The organism is Microbacterium sp. SLBN-154 (assembly GCF_006715565.1).
GTDB lineage: Bacteria > Actinomycetota > Actinomycetes > Actinomycetales > Microbacteriaceae > Microbacterium.
On sequence record NZ_VFNL01000001.1, the window covers coordinates 3,337,612 to 3,354,663 of the forward strand.

Genomic DNA, 17,052 nt, shown 5'->3' on the forward strand with positions numbered 1-17,052 from the left:
CGTCGCGCGGCGAAACCGAGACCAGACCTCACGTCGTTCTGCGCCTGCGGCGCCGAACGGCTTTGGACGCCGCGTCCCCCAGGATCACGGCCGGGACTGCGAGGGAGGCCGCCGCCCAGCCGATGCCGTCCGGCCACCCGCCACCGAGGAGCTCCGCAAGCGCCGGGACGGCAAGAAAGAGCACGAGGAGCACCGCCTGGGCTGCCACGGCCCACAACACCAGGGGGTTCGTCCGAGCGCGCAGGCGCCACACCGGTCGTGTGGTGCTGCGGCAGGCGAAGGCGTTCGCCATCTGTCCGAGCGCGATCGCTGCGAACGCGGTTCCCGATGCGGAGGCGAGGAGGTCGACGGAGGGCGGTGATCCCCAGCTCCATCCGCCGAGGATGAGCACGGCGACGAACGCTCCCATCGCGACCAACGCCTCCCAGGGGCCGAGGATGAGGAACGCGCGCGTCAGCAGGGCGCGGTCGACGATCGCCCGCCGACGGCGACCCTGCATCGAGTCCTTGCGGGCCGGCTCGGCTCCGAGCGCGAGAGCGGGGAGCATGTCACTGCCGATGTCGAGCGCGAGCACCTGCAGCACGCCGATCGCCAGAGGCACGTCCCCCCCGGTCAGCGCCCAGACGACGAGGGGCGTGAGCTCTGCGACGTTGTCCGTGAGGTGGTAGGTGAGGAAGCGCCGCACGTTCGCGAAGGTCGCACGTCCGAGCTCGATGGCTGTGACGATCGTGGCGAAATGGTCGTCCAGCAGCACGAGGTCGGCCGCTTCGCGGGCGACGTCGCTTCCCGACGCGCCCATCGCGACCCCGACGTCTGCCTCGCGAAGCGCCGGAGCATCGTTGACGCCGTCACCGGTCATCGCCACGACATGCCCGTGGGTGCGCAGGGCCCGCGCGATCCGAAGCTTGTCTGCCGGCGTCGCGCGGGCCACGACCACGCCGCCGGGGTGATCGATGGCATCGGCGAGCGCCGCGTCCGTCGGTGGGAGGGAGGGGCCGTCGAACACCACGCCGTCCGGCCCCAGCAGCCCGACTTCCCGCGCGATCGCCGCGCCGGTGCGCGGGTGGTCGCCGGTGATCATCGCGATACGGATGCCCGCGTCGCGACAGGCGAGCAGCGCCTCCTCGACGCCGTCGCGAGGTGGGTCTTCCAATGCCACGAGGCCGAGCAGCTGCATCCCCCTCTCCGCCTCGACTGTGAGCGGCGTCTCCCACTGCAGCGTCGCGACGGCCAGCACGCGGCGCCCCTCGCCGGTGAGGCGATGGAGGGCTTCCGCCATGCCGGCGGGAACGAATGCGCAGCGCGCGAAGACAGCCTCAGGAGCGCCGAGCGTCGATACCGTGCCTCCGTCGAGTGACGAGCTGATCATCCGGTCGGCGGTGTAGGGCAGCCGCTCCCCTTCCGACGTCTCGGCAACGTGCGCGCGCAGCGCGAGGCAGTGCAGCGCGGCCTCCATCGGATCACCCACGGCAACCCATTCGCCTTCGCGCTGCGCGACCCGGCCGCTGACGCACCGCCGCGCAGCCTCGGCGACGCCCACGAGCGAGGCGCGGGCCGCGGCGCTGCCGACGAACTCCGCGTCGGGGGTGTACCCGTCGCCGGTCACCGTGACGGCGCCGTCCGGCGTCACGACCTCGACGACGTTCATGCGGTTCTGCGTGAGCGTTCCGGTCTTGTCGGTGCAGATGAAGGTCGTCGCCCCGAAAGTCTCAACCGCGTCGAGCCGCCGGACGAGCGCCCGCCGTTCGGCCATCGACTCCGCGCCGCGTGCCAGCGAAAGCGTGACAGTGGGAAGCAGCCCCTCGGGAACCAGCGCGACGGCCACCCCGACGGCGAAGATGAACGCCTCGGTGAGCTGAAGTCCGAGGAGGATCGAGGCGGCACCGAGCCCTAGCCCGGTCACGGCGGCGATCACCGCGATCACGCGCACCACCCGATTCAGCTGCACGGTCAACGGACTCTGCGGCCGACTCGCCGACTCGGCAAGCCGGCTGATTCCTGCCAGCTCCGTGCGCGCACCGGTGGCGACCACGATGGCCGACGCCTCACCCTCGACCACGAACGTGCCACCCCGCAGCCGATCACCCGGTGCGCGCGCGACCGGAACGCTCTCGCCCGAGATCATCGACTCATCGACTCGGAGACCTTCGCCGGTGAGCACCTCCAGATCGGCGCCCACCCTGTCGCCCGCCGTGAAGACGACCAGATCGCCGGGCACCAATGTCGCTACGGCGACGTCGGTCGGCGCACCGTCGCGCACCACGCGTGCGGATGCGGGCAGAAGCGCCCGGAGCCGTTCCGCAGAGCGGTCGGCGCGATGCTCCTGTGCGAACGCGAAGACACCGTTGAGCACCACGATGATCACGATGGCGACCGCAAGAGCAGGGGTGCCGGCAATGAGAGCGAGGACGGCGGCGACTCACAGCAGCACAGCGAGCAGGTGCGTGAACTGCCGTGCGAGCTGACGCCAGACGGGCACGCGGCGTGGTCGCGGCACCAGATTGGGGCCGACCCGCGCGAGGCGCGATGCGGCTTCGACCCCGCTCAGTCCGGCTTCCGATGACACGCGCTCAGCATCGCAAAACCCGTCGCGCACCGGAACCGCATCTCGGGTGTGGACTGCCTGGCCGACGCTCCAGCGTCCCGAATCTGATGGCCTCGTCGGCGAGACCGCGATGAGCGCCCCGCCGTGGTCGTTATGAAAGGACTCGAGCTCGCGCCTGCGCTTGCAGGCTGAGCTCGGCCGCCTTCAGCGCGTGCGCCTGGGTCATTGCCGTCTCGGTCCGCCGAAGGCAGTCGAGGATCAGCTCACCGAAGAACGGATAACCGACGGTGCCGGTCGCGTTGATCCGGTGCTCCCCGTCGCTGTCCACCAGAAAGAGCTGACCCGGGCCGTCGTCCGTGGCGATGTTGGTGTACTTGCGAAGCTCGATGTACCCGTCGGTGCCGAGGAGGATCGTGCGGCCATCGCCCCACGTGCTCAATCCGTCCGGAGTGAACCAGTCGACGCGCACGAAACCGGTCGCGCCCGTGTCGGTCACCACGTGGGCGTCGCCGTAGTCATCCAGCTCAGGAAACTCGGGATGCGCGTAGTTGGCGATCGATGAGCTGACGATGTCTGCATCGGTCGCACCGGTGTAGTGGAGGATCTGCTCGAAGTTGTGACTGCCGATATCGCAGAGGATCCCGCCGTACTTCTCCTTCTCGAAGAACCACGCCGGCCGCGTGGCAGGGTCGCCTATGCGGTGGGGACCGAGACCGATCACCTGCAGAACCCGGCCGATGGCGCCACGCTCGATCAGCTGCCCCGCCAGCACCGCCGCCTCCACATGGATGCGCTCGGAGTAGTACACGGCGTACTTCTGACCGGTTCGGGCGGTGGCCTCGCGGACGTCCGCGAGCTGCTCGAACGTGGTCAGCGGCGCCTTGTCGGTGAAATAGTCCTTTCCGGCAGCCATCGTCCGCAATCCGAGCGCGGCGCGTTCGGAGGTCACGGCAGCGCCCGCCACGAGATGCACGACGGCGTCGGCGAGGATCTCCTCCTCTGAGCGCGCGACCTGCACCTGAGGGAAGCGCTCGACGAAGGCCGCGACCTTAGCCGGGTCAGGATCGAAGACCCACTTGAGTGTGGCGCCTGCGCCCAGGAGGCCCTCGGTCATTCCGTAGATGTGGCCGTGATCGAGGTGAGCCGCCGCGAAGACGAACCCCCCCTCACTGATGACGGGCCGGGGAATGGGGGCGGGCGCGTAGCGCGCGCCTTCAGATGCTGGCATTGATCGGGCTCCCTTGATCACGCGCTGGTGGCGCCGACGACGATCGAGCCGACCTGGTCGCGGACGGACTCGCGCTTGCGGTGGAAGCGGGGAGCGCGCTCGACGAGGGACCCGCTGAAGTAGTAGGGATCCTCCGAGAGCAACGGCAGGTCCACGACCGACCGTTCGATACCCGATTCGTAGATCGCGGTGACCAGCTCGACGGCGTTGCGCCCGTCTTGACCCTCGATCGCGGGCGGCCGGCCGCTGACGACCGCATCGAGGACGTCCGCGATCTGGCCCGTGTGCCCCACGTATGCGAGAGGCTCGTGAGCTGCCACGAGGCGTTCGATCGCGGTCACGACATCCTGGTCGCCGCCTCGCGCGGGGAATCCATTGGGTTGTGCTGTTTCGGCGCTCACGCTCCACGGCTGCGCGATCTGAGCACGCTCGCCCTGAATGACGATCTCCTGTCGCTCGCCATGATGGACGACTGAGCTCGTCAGCTGGGCGAGAGCCTTTCCATAGCGGAGGATGGCGACGGAGAGGTCCTCCACCTCGGCGTTGCCGTGCTGCACGTTCGTGATCATCGACACCACCGCATCGGGACGACCCAGCAGCCACAGGCTGAGATCGATGTGATGAATCGCGTGATTGAGGGTGGGTCCGCCCCCTTCCGACTCCCACGTCCCGCGCCACCAGAGGTCGTAGTACGGAAGCCCCCGCCACCACGCGGAGTCGATGCGCACGTGAGAGATCGAGCCCACGAGGCCTGAGTCCAAGACCTCCTTGAGAATCATCAGATCGTCACGGAACCGGTTCTGCGCGACGACGGACAAGAGCCGACCCGATTCCCGCTGGGCGGTCAGCATCGCGTCGCACTCTTCGAGCGACGGCGCCATCGGCTTCTCGACGATCACGTGAATGCCCGCGCGGAGCGCGGCGATCGAGAGTTCGGCATGACTGCTCGGCGGCGATGCAATGCTGACGAGGTCGACATCCGCCTCCGACAGCAGATGAGCCGCATCGCGGTAGGCGACGGCGTTCTCGAGACCGAACGCGATGCGCTTCTGCTCGCTCTTGTCCTGCGAGAGGTCTGCGAGGGCGACGATTTCGCACCGATCCGGGAACGTGAGGTAGCCGCGGATGTGCTCGTCGGCGATGTTGCCGACCCCGATGATTCCGATTCTGAGCATTCGAAGTCTTTCTCTGTCGGTAATGAGGAGGGTGAGGGCGCTCCCCGCGCCCCCACCCTCGTGGTCATGCCGCGTCGATGGCCTGCTGGAGCTCGGCGATCATCGCCGCCGCCGCATCATCGGGCGATGTTTGCCCGAACAGCACTTCTTGCTGGTACCGCTGCAAGACGTCCTGGATGTTCGACGCACCGTTGGGAACGATGTCGGGAGCTGACCCGATGAAGGGCTCCCGTGACTCGGAGTACGAGACGACGGACTGCTCCTCCGGCGAGAGCTGGTCGAAGATGGCGTCGAGGGCATTGGTGGTCGCAGGCAGTCCGCGCTCCGCGCCGAGGACCTCCGCGGCCTCTTCGTTGTTGATGAAGAAGTCGACCAACGCGGCTGCTTCCGCGGGATGCTCGGACTGCGAGGAGATCGACCAGTACATGCCCGGCTTGGAGTACTCGAAGTCCTCCACTCCATCCTCCGTGCGGGGAAGGGGAAGAAGCTCGATGTTCGCGCCCGACGCACCGGAATACGCAGATACCAGCGTGGCGGTGTTGGGGAAGGATGCCACGGCGCCCACAGCCATCGGCGTCTGGTCCAGCGGCAGTCCGGCCGATTCCGCCCACACGGAGGCAGGTGCGGAGGCGCCCGACTCGGACAGCTCGAGAGAATTCTGGAACCACATGGACAGCACCTCCGGTGAGACGGCGACGCCGTCCTCATCGAAGAGCTCTTCGCCGTGCTGCCGGACGAACAGCTGGAGCTGATACTCCGTGAACGGGATGGACGCTCCGTACGTGCCGGCCGGGGAGGCTGCAGTGACCGCGGCACCCCAATCGCGGTACTCCTCCCACGTCCACGAATCGGCGTTCTCGGGGAGCGGCACCCCGATCTGCTCCAGCAGGTCGGTGTTCACCAGCATCGCCGTCATGCTGGTCGAGATCGGTGCGGCATACGACGTGCCCTCGTACAGGCCGGAGTCGCGGACGCTGTCCTCCATCCCGCTCATGTCGACGTCGAGACTCCCCAGATCTGCCAGCGTTCCGCGGTCGGCATATGAGGCGAGGTAGAGCTGGTCCATCTGCATCACGTCGGGAGAGTTGTTGCCCGCGGTCGAGGTCGCGAGCTTCTCCCAGTACCCGCTCCAGTCGGAGAACTCCGGTTCCACCGTGATGTTGGGGTATTCCTCCTCGAACAGGTCGATGACCTGTTGCGTGCGTTCGTGTCGGCCGTCGCCACCCCACCAGGCCATGCGCAGGGTTACGGGCTCGTCGCTCAGTTCCGCTTCACCGCCTGCGCCGCCGGCTGTGCCGCATCCGGCAAGGGTGATGACGAGCGCAGCTGCGCCGGCGATGGCGACAGCCTTTCTGACCGGTGGCTTCATATCGATCTCCTTTGTTCGATGGCTCGGCGAGCCGCTTCTGCGGGCGGGCCCGCGATGGGTGGGAGGAAGGGTCATTTCAGACCGGTGGTGGCGATGCCCTTGATGAGGAACCGCTGCCCGAAGGCGAAGATGAGCACGAGTGGCACGATCGCCACGACGCTCATGGCGAACATGGCGCCGAAGGATGTCGACGACTGGGCGTCCACGAAGGCGCGAAGCGCGATCGGCACTGTGTAGTTGTCGGGGCTGGTGAGGAAGATGAGCTGGGAAAAGAAGTCGTTCCACACCCAGATGAAGGTGAAGATCGCCGTCGTCGCGAGGGCCGGCACCATCAGCGGGAGCACGATCTGGAAGAAGATCCGGAAGTGGCCGGCGCCATCGATCCGCGCGGCTTCATCCAGTTCTCTGGGTAGGCCTCGCATGAACTGGATCATCAGGAAGATGAAGAAGGCGTCCGTCGCGAGGAACTTCGGTGCGATCAACGGCCAGAACGAGTCGGTCAGGCCCACCTGCGCCCAGAGCACGTACTGAGGAACGATCACTACGTGGATCGGCAGCATCAGCGTGATGAGCATGTAGACGAAGGCGGTCCGCTGGAGGCGGAAACGCAGCCGCGCGAAGGCATAGGCGGCGAGCGAGCACGTGATGAGGTTGCCCAGGATGGAGCCGGCGACGATGATCGCGGAGTTGAGCAGGTATTGGCCGAACGGCGTACCCAGCGCGGTCCATCCGTATGCGTAGTTCTCCCACTCGAACGTCGTCAGAAGCAAAGACGGGTTGCCGAAGATCTGTCCGTCCGGGCGTAGCGAACTGACGACCATCCAGAGGATCGGGTAGAGCGAGATGATGACGACGATGATCATCAGCGCGTGACGGAGGAGCGAAGCCCATCTCGTTCGACTGCGGGGACGGTACCTGGTGTGGAGGGTCGTGGTGTCGACGCTCTCACCCTTGGATGTCGATGCGCGCGCCGTTTCGGCGGCGAAATCCTCAATCGTCATAGTGAACCCAATACTTCGAGAGCCAGAAATTCACGGCGGTCAGGACGCCGATGATGATCAGCAGCAGCCAGGCCAAGGCCGAGGCGTAGCCCATTCGGAAGGCGCCGAAGCCCTCCTGGTACAGGTAGAGCGAGAAGAACAGCAGCGAATCCGTCGGGCCACCGGTTCCGCCCGAGACGATGAATGCTTGAGTGAAGGCGCTGAAAGAATTGATCACCGCAAGCACGAGGTTGAAGAAGATGATCGGAGTGAGCAGCGGGAGAGTGATCGCCCGGAACCGGCTCCACGGTCCGGCGCCGTCGACGGCGGCGGCCTCGTAGAGCTCACCGGGTATCTGGCGAAGTCCCGCGAGGAAGATCACCATCGGTGAGCCGAACATCCATACGTGCAACAGGATGATGGTCATCAGCGATGTGTCGGGGTTACCGATCCAGCTGGTGTCGGTCTGGATACCGACGACGCCGAGCAAAGAGTTCAGAAGACCCTCGCTGCCGAAGATGAGGCGCCACAGCATCGCGATCGCGACGGAGGCACCGAGAAGACTGGGCAGATAGAACGCCGACCGATAGAACGGCAACCCCCGCAAGCCCTTGTCGAGCAGGACCGCCAGCCCGAGCGCGACTCCAAGCTGCAGCGGCACACCGACGAAGACGTAGGTGAAGGTGACGACAAGCGAATTGTGCAGACGCGCATCCGTCAGCATCCGCTCGTAATTCGCCAGCCCCACCCACTCGGGGTCCTGGAGGAGGTTGTAGTCGGTGAACGACAGGTACAGCGACCCGACGATCGGTCCGATCGTCAACGCCAGCGCTCCGAGGATGAACGGTGCAAGGAAGAAAAGTGCCGCCCGGTTGTCGGGGTGACGCTGACCGGATGCCCGGCGGCCGCTTCTGCGGTCCTTCGCCAGCGTTCGCAGCTCCGCGACGCTCATGCCACGCATCCTCCTCGATCGCGTTAGTGATACGTATAACTGATACGTATCACTACTATGCTGGGAGGAGCCGTCGCACGTCAACCCCCTCGAAGAACGTGCAGCAAGGGAGACGAGATGGCCGGCCGGCCGACAAGTCGGGATGTCGCACGACTCGCCGGGGTCACGCAGGCCACTGTGTCGTATGCGCTGAGCGGCAAGGGCTCCATCTCGCCCGAGACGCGGGACCGAGTTAAGGCCGCCGCCCGGGAGCTGGGCTATCAGCCCAACCTCGCGGCGCGGGCGATGCGGACCAGACGAACCGGCAGGATCGCCGTCGTCATGGGCATTCCGATCTACAACCCGGTCCAGATGCTCGCGGGTGCGGGAGCTGCTGCGGCCGACGCAGGATTCGTCATGGAAGTCCACAGCGTCGACGGCACCATCGACGAACGCAGCCAGCGCATTGTGGAGCTCGCCGGGTCGGGGCAGTACGAGGGCGTGCTTTCCTTCGTCCCGGCTTCCGACAGCGCGCCTGGCGCCATCCCTCCTGACGTCGGGTTCGTCGTCGCGGCGAGTTTCGACGAAGCGATGCACTCCGCCGGCGAGCTGGCCGATGCGAGCCCGGTGGCCTCGCTCATCACACGGCTCGCAGACTGGGGCCACACACGATTCCTCCATGTGGCCGGTGAGCGGGGTTTCGCCTCCGCCGACAGCCGAGCGCAGGTGTTCCAGGAAACAGTTGCGCACCTTGGACTGGAGAACCTTGGGGTGGTCGGTCACGCCTGGACCGGAGAAGCGGGACTCGAGGCGATCCGCTCCCTTCCCGCTTCCGCCCGGCCGCTCGCCGTCGTCGCTGCGAATGACCTCGTCGCCGTCGGAGCGATGCGCGGCGCAGCGGAGCGGGGCTGGAAGATCACGCACGACATCAGCGTGACCGGATGGGACAACTACGACGTGGGGCGGTTCCTCTGGCCGGCGCTGACCACGGTCGACAACAATCGCGCCGAGGCAGGAAGGCATGCGATGCGCCGATTGATCGCGCTGCTCCGCAAGGCCGATAACGAAGTCTTGCCCGCCGAGCCTCCCCGCGGCCAGATCATCTGGCGCGAATCCACCGGCCCGCCGCGCTGGTGATCCCTCCCACGACTCATTTCGACCGGAGACCACCCGCGATCGGCGGCACTAGGATCATCAGCGACGCCCGACTCACGCAATGGCCAGCCCCGGTTGTCGGCGGCCCTCGGTGAATGACGCGGACCCGCTGCTGTCTTCCTCACTCCCCCGTTATCCGCGCGACCTCGGCGCCGAATGGAGGGATTGCGGATGGCTACCGTTCACGACGTCGCTGCGCTTGCCGGTGTGTCGATCGCAACCGTCTCGCGTGCGCTGCGTGAACCCCATCGGGTCTCGGACGCGACGAGAGAGCGGGTCATGTCCGCGGTGCGTGCAACGGAGTACTCACCGAATCGCTCGGCGATCGGCCTTCGCACGGGGCGGACCGGGTCGATCGCCCTCGTCGTGCCGGATGTCACGAATCCCTATTTCTCGGCTCTCACGAGAGGAGCGCAAGCAGCGGCCCGGGAGTCCGGCTTCGGGCTCTTCGTCGTCGACACACAGGAGTCCACGCAGCTCGAGCGAGCCGAGATCACCAGCATCCGGTCACACGTCGATGGCGTGCTGCTGGCGTCAGCGCGGTTGTCCGATGACGAACTCGAAGATCTCGTCGACAGCCCGACGCCCATCGTGCTCCTCAATCGTCTTCCCCGGCCCCACTGGCCTGTGGCGGGATCAGTAGTGATCGACGAGTCTGCCGGCGCGCGATTGGCGATGGACCATCTGCATGCCCTCGGTCACCGGGCGATCGCCTATGTGGGTGGACCGGCGAATGCATGGTCGGAGGTGCAACGGCGCCGAGCGATGGAGCGTGCCGCCTCGGCCTACCCGGATCTGTCTCTCGTCACCATGCGGGTGGAGTCTCCGGACGCGTCGGGCGGCAGGGCGCTCGGGCCGGCGGCTCTCGCAGACGGCCCGACGGCAGTCGTCGCATTCAACGATCTCGTCGCACTGGGGCTGATGTCGGACTGGGCCGAGAGAGGAGTCTCCGTGCCCGGCGACGTGAGCTTGCTCGGGCACGACAACACGTTCACGACGGGTCTGTCGAATCCCCATCTCTCGAGCATCGGCGTCGACCCCATGATCTTCGGCGCTCACGCGATCGATGCTCTCGCCGAAGCCGTCGTCCGCAAGCGACGGATGAGAACGCCCGGCTCCGTCGTATCCTTGCCGCCGACGCTGCACTCGCGGGAATCCACCGCGCAAGCCGCAAGAGGTGGCGGAGACGGAGGGATTTGAACCCTCGGTCCCCGTGAGGGGACTCCACCTTAGCAGGGTGGTGCACTAGGCCTGACTATGCGACGTCTCCAGGCATCCGAGCAGAAACCCGGACGCGCTCAGCCATCATAACGGGTGCCGCGGGCGACACCGAAACCGAGCTCAGCCCGAGAGGTTGCCGGCCGAGCAGGTCTCCTGCGCGGCGGTCTGACCCTGGATCGAGTCCGGCAGGACCGCCGCGGTCTCGGTCGGTGCCGGCTCGACGGGCGCGGCGCCCTCGGTGGGCTCCACGGGCTCGGTCGGCTCGGTGGGCTCGCCCTCCACAGGCGCATCGGTCGGAGCGGGGTCGGCCGTGATGACACCACCGCTGAGGTTCGGGTCGCTCGTCAGCTGCAACGGCTGGTTGGCCTCGAGGGCCGCCCACAGCTGCTCCGCGGCCGCCTCATCCGGCACCACGCGGTTCGCGTTGGAGGGGTCGTCGAAGACGGGATAGCGAACGAACACCATCTCCTCGAACGGCACGCCCTGCACGGCGCGTGCGATCTGCACCATCGTCACCGGGTTGGTGAGGCTCTGCGAGGGGGTCACGTTGTCCACGACGGTGGTCGCCAGCCGCAGCAGCGTCGAGGGGTTCGTCAGCACCTCCTCACTGACGAGCTTCCGCGCGAGCGATGACATGTACTGCTGCTGGTTGCTGATGCGGGCGAGGTCGCTGCCGTTCTCGAGCCCGTACCGGGTGCGCAGGAACTGCAGGGCCTCCACGCCCTGGACGTTGCGAGGGCCGGCCGCCCAGTCGATACCGGTGTAGCGGTCGCGCATTCCCCCGTTGCCGATGCAGACGTCCACACCGCCGATCGCGTCGGTGATGTCGATGACGTTGCCGAAGCTGACCTTGGCGGCGAAGGGGATGCTCATGCCGCTCAGCTGCGACACCGTCTTCACCACGCAGTTGAGTCCCCCGTAGCCCCATGCGGAGTTGATCTGCTCGTAGCTCGACCCGCCCGTCTCGCTGCCGTCTTCACGCGTGCAGGAGGGGATCGACACCATGAGGTCGCGCGGGAACGAGATGACCGTCACCCGGCGCGGATTGTCGGAGATGTGAAGCAGCATGTTGACGTCGTTGAGCTGGCCCTCGGCGTCGGGTCCGGTGCAGCGGTCGCCGAACAGATACGCATACTCCGGCTCGCACTCGTCGGTGCCCACGAGCAGCAGGTTGACCCCACCCTCGATCGCCCCGATGTCGGGCGGAACCGACCCCTGACCCTCGAGCTCGACCGCGTCCGACGCGAAACTCGTCGTCAGGTCGTAGTAGGCGTAGGCGCTGACGCCGAGTCCCGAGACCAGGACGACCGCGACCACGATGCCGAGCATCTTCATCAGCGAGGCGAACGGATGCGGCGACCGCAGCCGGCCGTGTCGGGCGACCGTCTTGCGCCCGCGCGCACCGGCTCTGCTCGTCTGACTCACTCGGGTCCTCACAGGTAGGAAGCGGAGGGTGTGGGATTCGAACCCACGGGACATCTCTGCCCACTGGTTTTCAAGACCAGCTCCATCGGCCGCTCGGACAACCCTCCCGAACGCACGCCCTGCGGCATCCGCTCGAATCGGCGTCGAGTCTAGTCGACAGCGCCAACCCCTCATTTTTCCCATAGCGCCTGGCAGAGCCCTGGGAGGCGCGCCTGCCCGCCTCGCCGAGGTTCTCGACCACCGCCGGTCCGCTCTGCCATGATGACCTCACCCGCGACCCGACGCGAAAGGTCCGACGATGGCCGCGCACGACATCCCCGACACCCCTGAGATCCGTGCGACGCTTCAGCGCTCGCAGGAGGAGGGACTCGCCGCCCTCGGCCTGAAGTCCGACACCGTCGAGCCGTGGGAGGACGGGTACCGCGCTGCCGCAGCCGCCGATTCGACGTTCGAGTGGTGGTACTTCGACTGCCAGTTCGATGACGGCTCGACTCTCGTCGTGACGTTCTCGAACAAGCCGCACACCGACCCGTCCGGCCCGTTGACGCCGACCCTCCTGGTCATCCGTCAGCTGCCCGACGGCACCCGTCGGCACCTCGAGCCGACCTTCCCCGCCGGCGAGTTCGCCGCCGCCACCGACAGCTGCGACGTGCGCATCGGTCCGAGCCGGGTGACCGGCGACCTGCGCACCTACGACCTGCACATCGAGGCCGACGACATCGTCGCCGACGTGCATATCGATCGCGCGGCGCCGTCCTGGCGACCCGGAGCCGGCATCACCTACTTCGGACAGGCGAAAGACCGCTATCTCGCGTGGGTCGTGCCCGTGCCGTACGGGACGGCGACCGCGACGGTCACCGAGCACGGTACGACCCGGCAGCTGACCGGGAGCGCCTATCACGACCACAACTGGGGCAACCACCTCATGGGGTCTTTCCTCGACCACTGGTACTGGGGCCGTGCGCACGTGGGCGACTACACGCTCGTGTACGTGCGGATGACGACGAAGGGCCTCTTCGGCTTCGGTGAGGTCAACATCCCCACCTTCTTCCTGGCCAAGGGTGACCGCCTCATCACCGACGACCTCGTGCCGCTCCGGCTGACCACCAGCGGCGACGTGCCCGGCCCGGGCCATCAGTCCTATCCGACGCGCATGGAGTGGACCTGGCGAAGCGACCGCGGGTCGATCGCGATGACGGTGACCAACCCGACGCTGATCGAGTCGCTCGACATGAAGGTGCCCCGCCACGGCGTCGGCGCGCTGCTCCACGCGGGCGAGCACCCGATGTACTACGACTTCAACGCCGACGTGGATCTCGACATCCGCCTCGATGACCTCACCGACCACGTCACCGGACGCACCCTCTACGAGAAGATGATGTTCCGCTGAAGGCCGAGCGGCCCGATCAGAGCGCGCGGAGGATGGCGGCCACGCCGCCGGCCTGCACGGTGCTCGTGACCTCGCCGGCAGCAGCCCGCACCTCGTCGGGCCCCTGCTCCATCGCCACGGCGCGGCCGCCGTGCTGGAGCGCCCACTCGAACATGCCGACGTCGTTGCGCCCGTCGCCCATCACGAGCACGCGCGACGGGTCGATGCCCAGCTCCTTGCGGACGAGCTCGAGCGCGGTCCCCTTGTCGACGCCCTGGGGTGCGACATCCAGCCACGCCGTCCAGCCGACCGCGTACGACACCTCGTTGAGCCCGACGCGCTCGACGAGCTCGATGAAGTCGTCTTCGCTGTCGCCGGGCGAGACCACGACGACACGGCAGACCGGCTGCGCGACGAGCTCGTCGAACGACACCCTGCGGGCGCCGGCGAGGTTCCAGTCCTCGAGGTACTCGGTGTAGAGGCGGCTGCCGTCGGGCAGCTCGACCATGTACCGCGCGTCGGGGAGGTGCTCGCGCAGCAGGCGCAGCACCTCGGTGGCGTCGAAGGTCTCGGTGTGCCACCGCTCGTAACGCACCTCATCGGCGTCGACGCGCTTCATCACCATCGCGCCGTTGGAGCAGACCACGTACTCGGGGGCGATGTCGAGGACACGGAGGATGCCTCGGGTGGACTCCCAGCTGCGTCCGGTGGCGAGCATCACCTCGTGGCCGGCGGAGCCGGCATGCGCGACGGCGTCGACGACGCCGGGGCTGAGCGTCTCGTCTTCGAGGAGGACGGTGCCGTCGATGTCGAGCACGATGAGAAGGCGTTGGCCTGCGGCATCCGGTCGGTCGGGTCCCGTCGCGAGATCCTCGACGAGCTCGGCAGCCTCCTCCTGCTCGGTGCGTTCGATCTCGCCCGTGTCAGGGAGGCCGGTCTCGGCAGACTCGGCGGTCATGACACCGGCTCGATGACCTCGAGGCCGCCGAGGTAGGGGCGGAGCACCTCGGGCACGACCACCGAGCCGTCGGCGCGCTGGTGGGTCTCGAGCATCGCCACGATCCACCGGGTGGTGGCGAGGGTGCCGTTGAGGGTCGCGACGAATTGCGTCTTGCCGCCCTCGTCGGCCGGCAGCCGGTGCCGGATGTTCAGGCGCCGCGCCTGGTACGTCGTGCAGTTGGAGGTCGAGGTCAGCTCGCGGTAGGCGTTCTGGGTGGGCACCCACGCCTCGATGTCGTACTTGCGTGCGGCGCTGGAGCCGAGGTCGCCGGCGGCGACGTCGATCACCCGGTACGACAGGCCGAGATCCTGCAGCATGCCCTCTTGCATGTCGGCGAGACGCTGGTGCTCGGCCTCGGCCTCATCGACGGTGGTGTAGACGAACATCTCCAGCTTGTTGAACTGGTGGACGCGGATGATGCCCCGGGTGTCCTTGCCGTACGAACCCGCCTCGCGGCGGTAGCAGGTCGACCAGCCGGCGTAGCGCTTGGCACCCCGGGAGAGGTCGAGGATCTCGTCCATGTGGTAGCCGGCGAGGGGAACCTCGCTCGTGCCCACGAGATAGAGGTCGTCCTCCTCGAGGTGGTACACCTCGTCGGCGTGCTGACCGAGGAATCCGGTGCCGCGCATCACCTCGGGGCGCACCAGAGTCGGCGGCACGAGGGGCGTGAATCCGGCCTGCAGCGCGCGGTCGAGGGCGAGGGTCATGAGCGCGAGCTCCAGGCGCGCGCCGATGCCGGTGAGGAAATAGAACCGGCTGCCCGACACCTTCGTGCCGCGCTCCATGTCGATCGCCCCGAGGAGCTCACCGAGCTCGAGGTGGTCGCGTGGTGCGAAGTCGAACGTCGGCGTCTCACCGTGCGTGCGGAGGGTCACGAAGTCGTCTTCACCACCGGCGGGCACCCCGTCGATGACGATGTTCTCGATGCGCGCGAAAGCGGCGTCGGCGGCTTCCTCCGCGGCGGTCACGGCGTGCTGGGCCGTCTTGACGCGCTCGCTGAGTTCCTTCGCCTCGGCCACGAGGGCGGCCTTCTCGTCTTTGGGAGCCTGCGCCACCCGCTTGCCGTGCGCGTTCTGCGCCGCGCGCAGTTCCTCGAACGCGGTGATGGCGGCGCGGCGGGCGCGGTCGGCGTCGAGGGCGGCATCGACGGTGTCCGCCGACTCCCCCCGTGCCTCCTGCGAGCGCTTGACCAGCTCGGGATTGTCGCGGAGAAGCACGGGATCGATCACGGAACGAGTCTAATCACCGGCCTCCCGGGTCCTAGTCTGAGTGCATGCCAGGGGGACAGAACGACAACGAAGAGGCGCCCGACCGCGCCGACCCGCCGCACCCGTCCGATGCGGTGTACTCCGACGGCCCCGACGAGCCCGAGCTCGAGGCCGCCGACGAGGAGCTCGCCGAGCAGGCCGAGGAGATCGCGCAGGGTGACCTGCCGGAGGGCGACGCCATGGCGGGCGACCTTCTCGACGACGAGGAGATGGACAGCGGCGAGTCGTCTTCGGACGCCTCGGGCTCGACCGGCGCCCCCGACCCGACCGAGGCCGCCGCTCCCGACGACGTCATCCGCGAGCCCGACGACGTCGAGCCCGACACCACCGACGGCGAAGAGGGCGAAGCCCGCCGCGTGTCGGCGGAGGGCGAACCCGAGCCGATGGCCGACACCGAGGGGCGCCCGAGCCCGAAGGCGGCCCTGGTGTACAACCCCATCAAGGTCGACGCCGACGACCTGCGTGCACGCGTCGAGCGCGCCGCGAATGAGGCGGGCTGGTCGGAGCCGCTGTTCTACGAGACCACGGTCGACGACCTCGGCGACGATGTCACCCGCCAGGCTCTAAAGGAAGGTGTGACCGCCGTGCTCGTCGCCGGTGGCGATGGCACCGTGCGCGCCGTGGCCGAGGCGATGACCGGCACCGGCGTTCCCCTGACGATCGTTCCGAGCGGCACCGGAAACCTCCTCGCCCGCAATCTCCTCCTCCCCCTCGACAACCCCGACGCGATGATCCGGGCGACCTTCGACGGCGATTCGCTGGCGATGGATGTCGGCTTCGCCAGCCTCCGACGCCAGGACGGGAAGGTCGACGAGCACGCGTTCGTCGTCATGGGCGGCATGGGCCTCGACGCCGCGATGATCGCCAACACCAACCCCAAACTGAAGAAGCAGGTCGGCTGGGTGGCGTACGTCGACGGCGTGGCGCGGTCGCTTCCGGCCGCGAAGCCGTTCCGGCTGATGTACCAGCTGCCGCAGCGCCGCATCCACGCGGCGCGCGTGCAGAGCGTGCTGTTCGCCAACTGCGGGTCACTCCCGGCGGGACTCGAGCTCATCCCCGAGGCGTCGGTCGCCGACGGCAACCTCGACATCGTCTTCATCCAGCCCAAGGGCCTCCTCGGCTGGATCTTCGTCTGGCGCCGGGTCGCCTGGGACAACAGCTTCCTCCGGCGGTTCCGCAGCGGGCGGCGCGTGATGGCCCTGCGGACGAAGGACAACGCCGTGCGCTACTCGCGCGGCCTCGGCGTGGACCTGGCGACCTCCGAGCCCCACCCCGTGCAGCTCGACGGCGACGAGTTCGGCGAGGCCGCCCAGGTGCGCGTGCGACTGGAGCCCGCCTCGCTTTTGCTCGCCCTCCCCCGCGGGCACAAGGTCGAGGGGCTCTGAC

The 17,052-nt window shown here is 67.7% G+C and carries 14 protein-coding genes and 2 tRNA genes; 4 read left to right on the forward strand and 12 right to left on the reverse strand.

Features of this window, described 5'->3' with window-relative positions; genetic code table 11:
• Positions 1-28: 28 nt before the first annotated feature.
• From FBY40_RS16185 to FBY40_RS16210, 7 genes are all read right to left on the reverse strand, one after another.
• A complete protein-coding gene (locus tag FBY40_RS16185) occupies positions 29-2,365 on the reverse strand; it encodes a cation-translocating P-type ATPase (protein ID WP_268815539.1) in 2,337 nt (778 codons plus the stop codon).
• 54 nt (positions 2,366-2,419) lie between these two features.
• Positions 2,420-2,566, reverse strand: coding sequence for a cation-transporting P-type ATPase (locus tag FBY40_RS17595; protein WP_235014959.1), 147 nt, complete (start codon positions 2,564-2,566; stop codon positions 2,420-2,422).
• Positions 2,567-2,696: 130 nt separating this feature from the next.
• A complete protein-coding gene (locus FBY40_RS16190) occupies positions 2,697-3,773 on the reverse strand; it encodes a Gfo/Idh/MocA family protein (RefSeq protein WP_141939771.1) in 1,077 nt (358 codons plus the stop codon).
• Positions 3,774-3,790: 17 nt separating this feature from the next.
• Complete coding sequence (locus FBY40_RS16195) at positions 3,791-4,948, reverse strand: Gfo/Idh/MocA family protein (RefSeq protein ID WP_141939772.1); 1,158 nt, start codon at positions 4,946-4,948, stop codon at positions 3,791-3,793.
• A gap of 64 nt (positions 4,949-5,012) precedes the next feature.
• Positions 5,013-6,317 carry an ABC transporter substrate-binding protein gene (locus FBY40_RS16200; protein WP_160141429.1) on the reverse strand — a complete coding sequence of 435 codons (1,305 nt, stop codon included), beginning with the start codon at positions 6,315-6,317 and terminating at the stop codon, positions 5,013-5,015.
• Between the two features lie 71 nt (positions 6,318-6,388).
• Entirely contained in the window at positions 6,389-7,318 is a 930-nt protein-coding gene (locus FBY40_RS16205; RefSeq protein WP_141939774.1) for a carbohydrate ABC transporter permease, read from the reverse strand.
• A complete protein-coding gene (locus FBY40_RS16210; RefSeq protein ID WP_141939775.1) occupies positions 7,308-8,249 on the reverse strand; it encodes a carbohydrate ABC transporter permease in 942 nt (313 codons plus the stop codon). Before FBY40_RS16210 ends, FBY40_RS16205 begins: the two co-directional genes overlap by 11 nt.
• Positions 8,250-8,366: 117 nt before the next feature.
• On the opposite strand from FBY40_RS16210, the gene FBY40_RS16215 reads away from it, so the two are divergent.
• The gene (locus tag FBY40_RS16215) at positions 8,367-9,365 is read left to right on the forward strand and encodes a LacI family DNA-binding transcriptional regulator (protein ID WP_141939776.1); all 999 of its coding nucleotides are present in this window, start codon (positions 8,367-8,369) and stop codon (positions 9,363-9,365) included.
• 189 nt (positions 9,366-9,554) lie between these two features.
• Positions 9,555-10,583 carry a LacI family DNA-binding transcriptional regulator gene (locus FBY40_RS16220; RefSeq protein WP_160141430.1) on the forward strand — a complete coding sequence of 343 codons (1,029 nt, stop codon included), beginning with the start codon at positions 9,555-9,557 and terminating at the stop codon, positions 10,581-10,583.
• Here the strand turns inward: FBY40_RS16220 and FBY40_RS16225 are convergent.
• The 3 genes from FBY40_RS16225 to FBY40_RS16235 all read right to left on the reverse strand — a co-directional run bounded on the left by FBY40_RS16225 (position 10,562) and on the right by FBY40_RS16235 (position 12,136).
• Positions 10,562-10,653 (reverse strand) — tRNA-Ser (locus FBY40_RS16225). The two genes, FBY40_RS16220 and FBY40_RS16225, sit on opposite strands and share 22 nt — an antisense overlap.
• Before the next feature lie 71 nt (positions 10,654-10,724).
• Complete coding sequence (locus FBY40_RS16230; RefSeq protein ID WP_235014961.1) at positions 10,725-12,029, reverse strand: LCP family protein; 1,305 nt, start codon at positions 12,027-12,029, stop codon at positions 10,725-10,727.
• A 22-nt stretch (positions 12,030-12,051) separates the two neighbouring features.
• Positions 12,052-12,136, reverse strand: a tRNA-Ser gene (locus FBY40_RS16235).
• 191 nt (positions 12,137-12,327) lie between these two features.
• Here FBY40_RS16235 and FBY40_RS16240 point away from each other — a divergent pair.
• The gene (locus FBY40_RS16240) at positions 12,328-13,419 is read left to right on the forward strand and encodes a hypothetical protein (RefSeq protein WP_141939779.1); all 1,092 of its coding nucleotides are present in this window, start codon (positions 12,328-12,330) and stop codon (positions 13,417-13,419) included.
• Positions 13,420-13,435: 16 nt separating this feature from the next.
• Here the strand turns inward: FBY40_RS16240 and FBY40_RS16245 are convergent, their stop codons facing one another.
• The gene (locus FBY40_RS16245) at positions 13,436-14,356 is read right to left on the reverse strand and encodes an HAD hydrolase family protein (RefSeq protein ID WP_141939780.1); all 921 of its coding nucleotides are present in this window, start codon (positions 14,354-14,356) and stop codon (positions 13,436-13,438) included.
• Positions 14,353-15,627 carry a serine--tRNA ligase gene (gene serS, locus FBY40_RS16250; protein WP_141939781.1) on the reverse strand — a complete coding sequence of 425 codons (1,275 nt, stop codon included), beginning with the start codon at positions 15,625-15,627 and terminating at the stop codon, positions 14,353-14,355. The genes FBY40_RS16245 and serS overlap by 4 nt, the downstream gene beginning before the upstream one ends.
• Before the next feature lie 44 nt (positions 15,628-15,671).
• Here serS and FBY40_RS16255 point away from each other — a divergent pair, with 44 nt between their 5' ends.
• Positions 15,672-17,051 carry a diacylglycerol/lipid kinase family protein gene (locus tag FBY40_RS16255; RefSeq protein WP_141939782.1) on the forward strand — a complete coding sequence of 460 codons (1,380 nt, stop codon included), beginning with the start codon at positions 15,672-15,674 and terminating at the stop codon, positions 17,049-17,051.
• Position 17,052 lies beyond the last annotated feature (1 nt).

Coding starts and splice junctions, on each gene's coding strand:
- FBY40_RS16190 (WP_141939771.1), bottom strand. CDS start 3,773: ATGCCAGCATCTGAAGGCGCGCGCTACGCGCCCGCCCCCATTCCCCGG.
- FBY40_RS16195 (WP_141939772.1), bottom strand. CDS start 4,948: ATGCTCAGAATCGGAATCATCGGGGTCGGCAACATCGCCGACGAGCAC.
- FBY40_RS16200 (WP_160141429.1), bottom strand. CDS start 6,317: ATGAAGCCACCGGTCAGAAAGGCTGTCGCCATCGCCGGCGCAGCTGCG.
- FBY40_RS16205 (WP_141939774.1), bottom strand. CDS start 7,318: ATGACGATTGAGGATTTCGCCGCCGAAACGGCGCGCGCATCGACATCC.
- FBY40_RS16210 (WP_141939775.1), bottom strand. CDS start 8,249: ATGAGCGTCGCGGAGCTGCGAACGCTGGCGAAGGACCGCAGAAGCGGC.
- FBY40_RS16215 (WP_141939776.1), top strand. CDS start 8,367: ATGGCCGGCCGGCCGACAAGTCGGGATGTCGCACGACTCGCCGGGGTC.
- FBY40_RS16220 (WP_160141430.1), top strand. CDS start 9,555: ATGGCTACCGTTCACGACGTCGCTGCGCTTGCCGGTGTGTCGATCGCA.
- FBY40_RS16240 (WP_141939779.1), top strand. CDS start 12,328: ATGGCCGCGCACGACATCCCCGACACCCCTGAGATCCGTGCGACGCTT.
- FBY40_RS16245 (WP_141939780.1), bottom strand. CDS start 14,356: ATGACCGCCGAGTCTGCCGAGACCGGCCTCCCTGACACGGGCGAGATC.
- FBY40_RS16255 (WP_141939782.1), top strand. CDS start 15,672: ATGCCAGGGGGACAGAACGACAACGAAGAGGCGCCCGACCGCGCCGAC.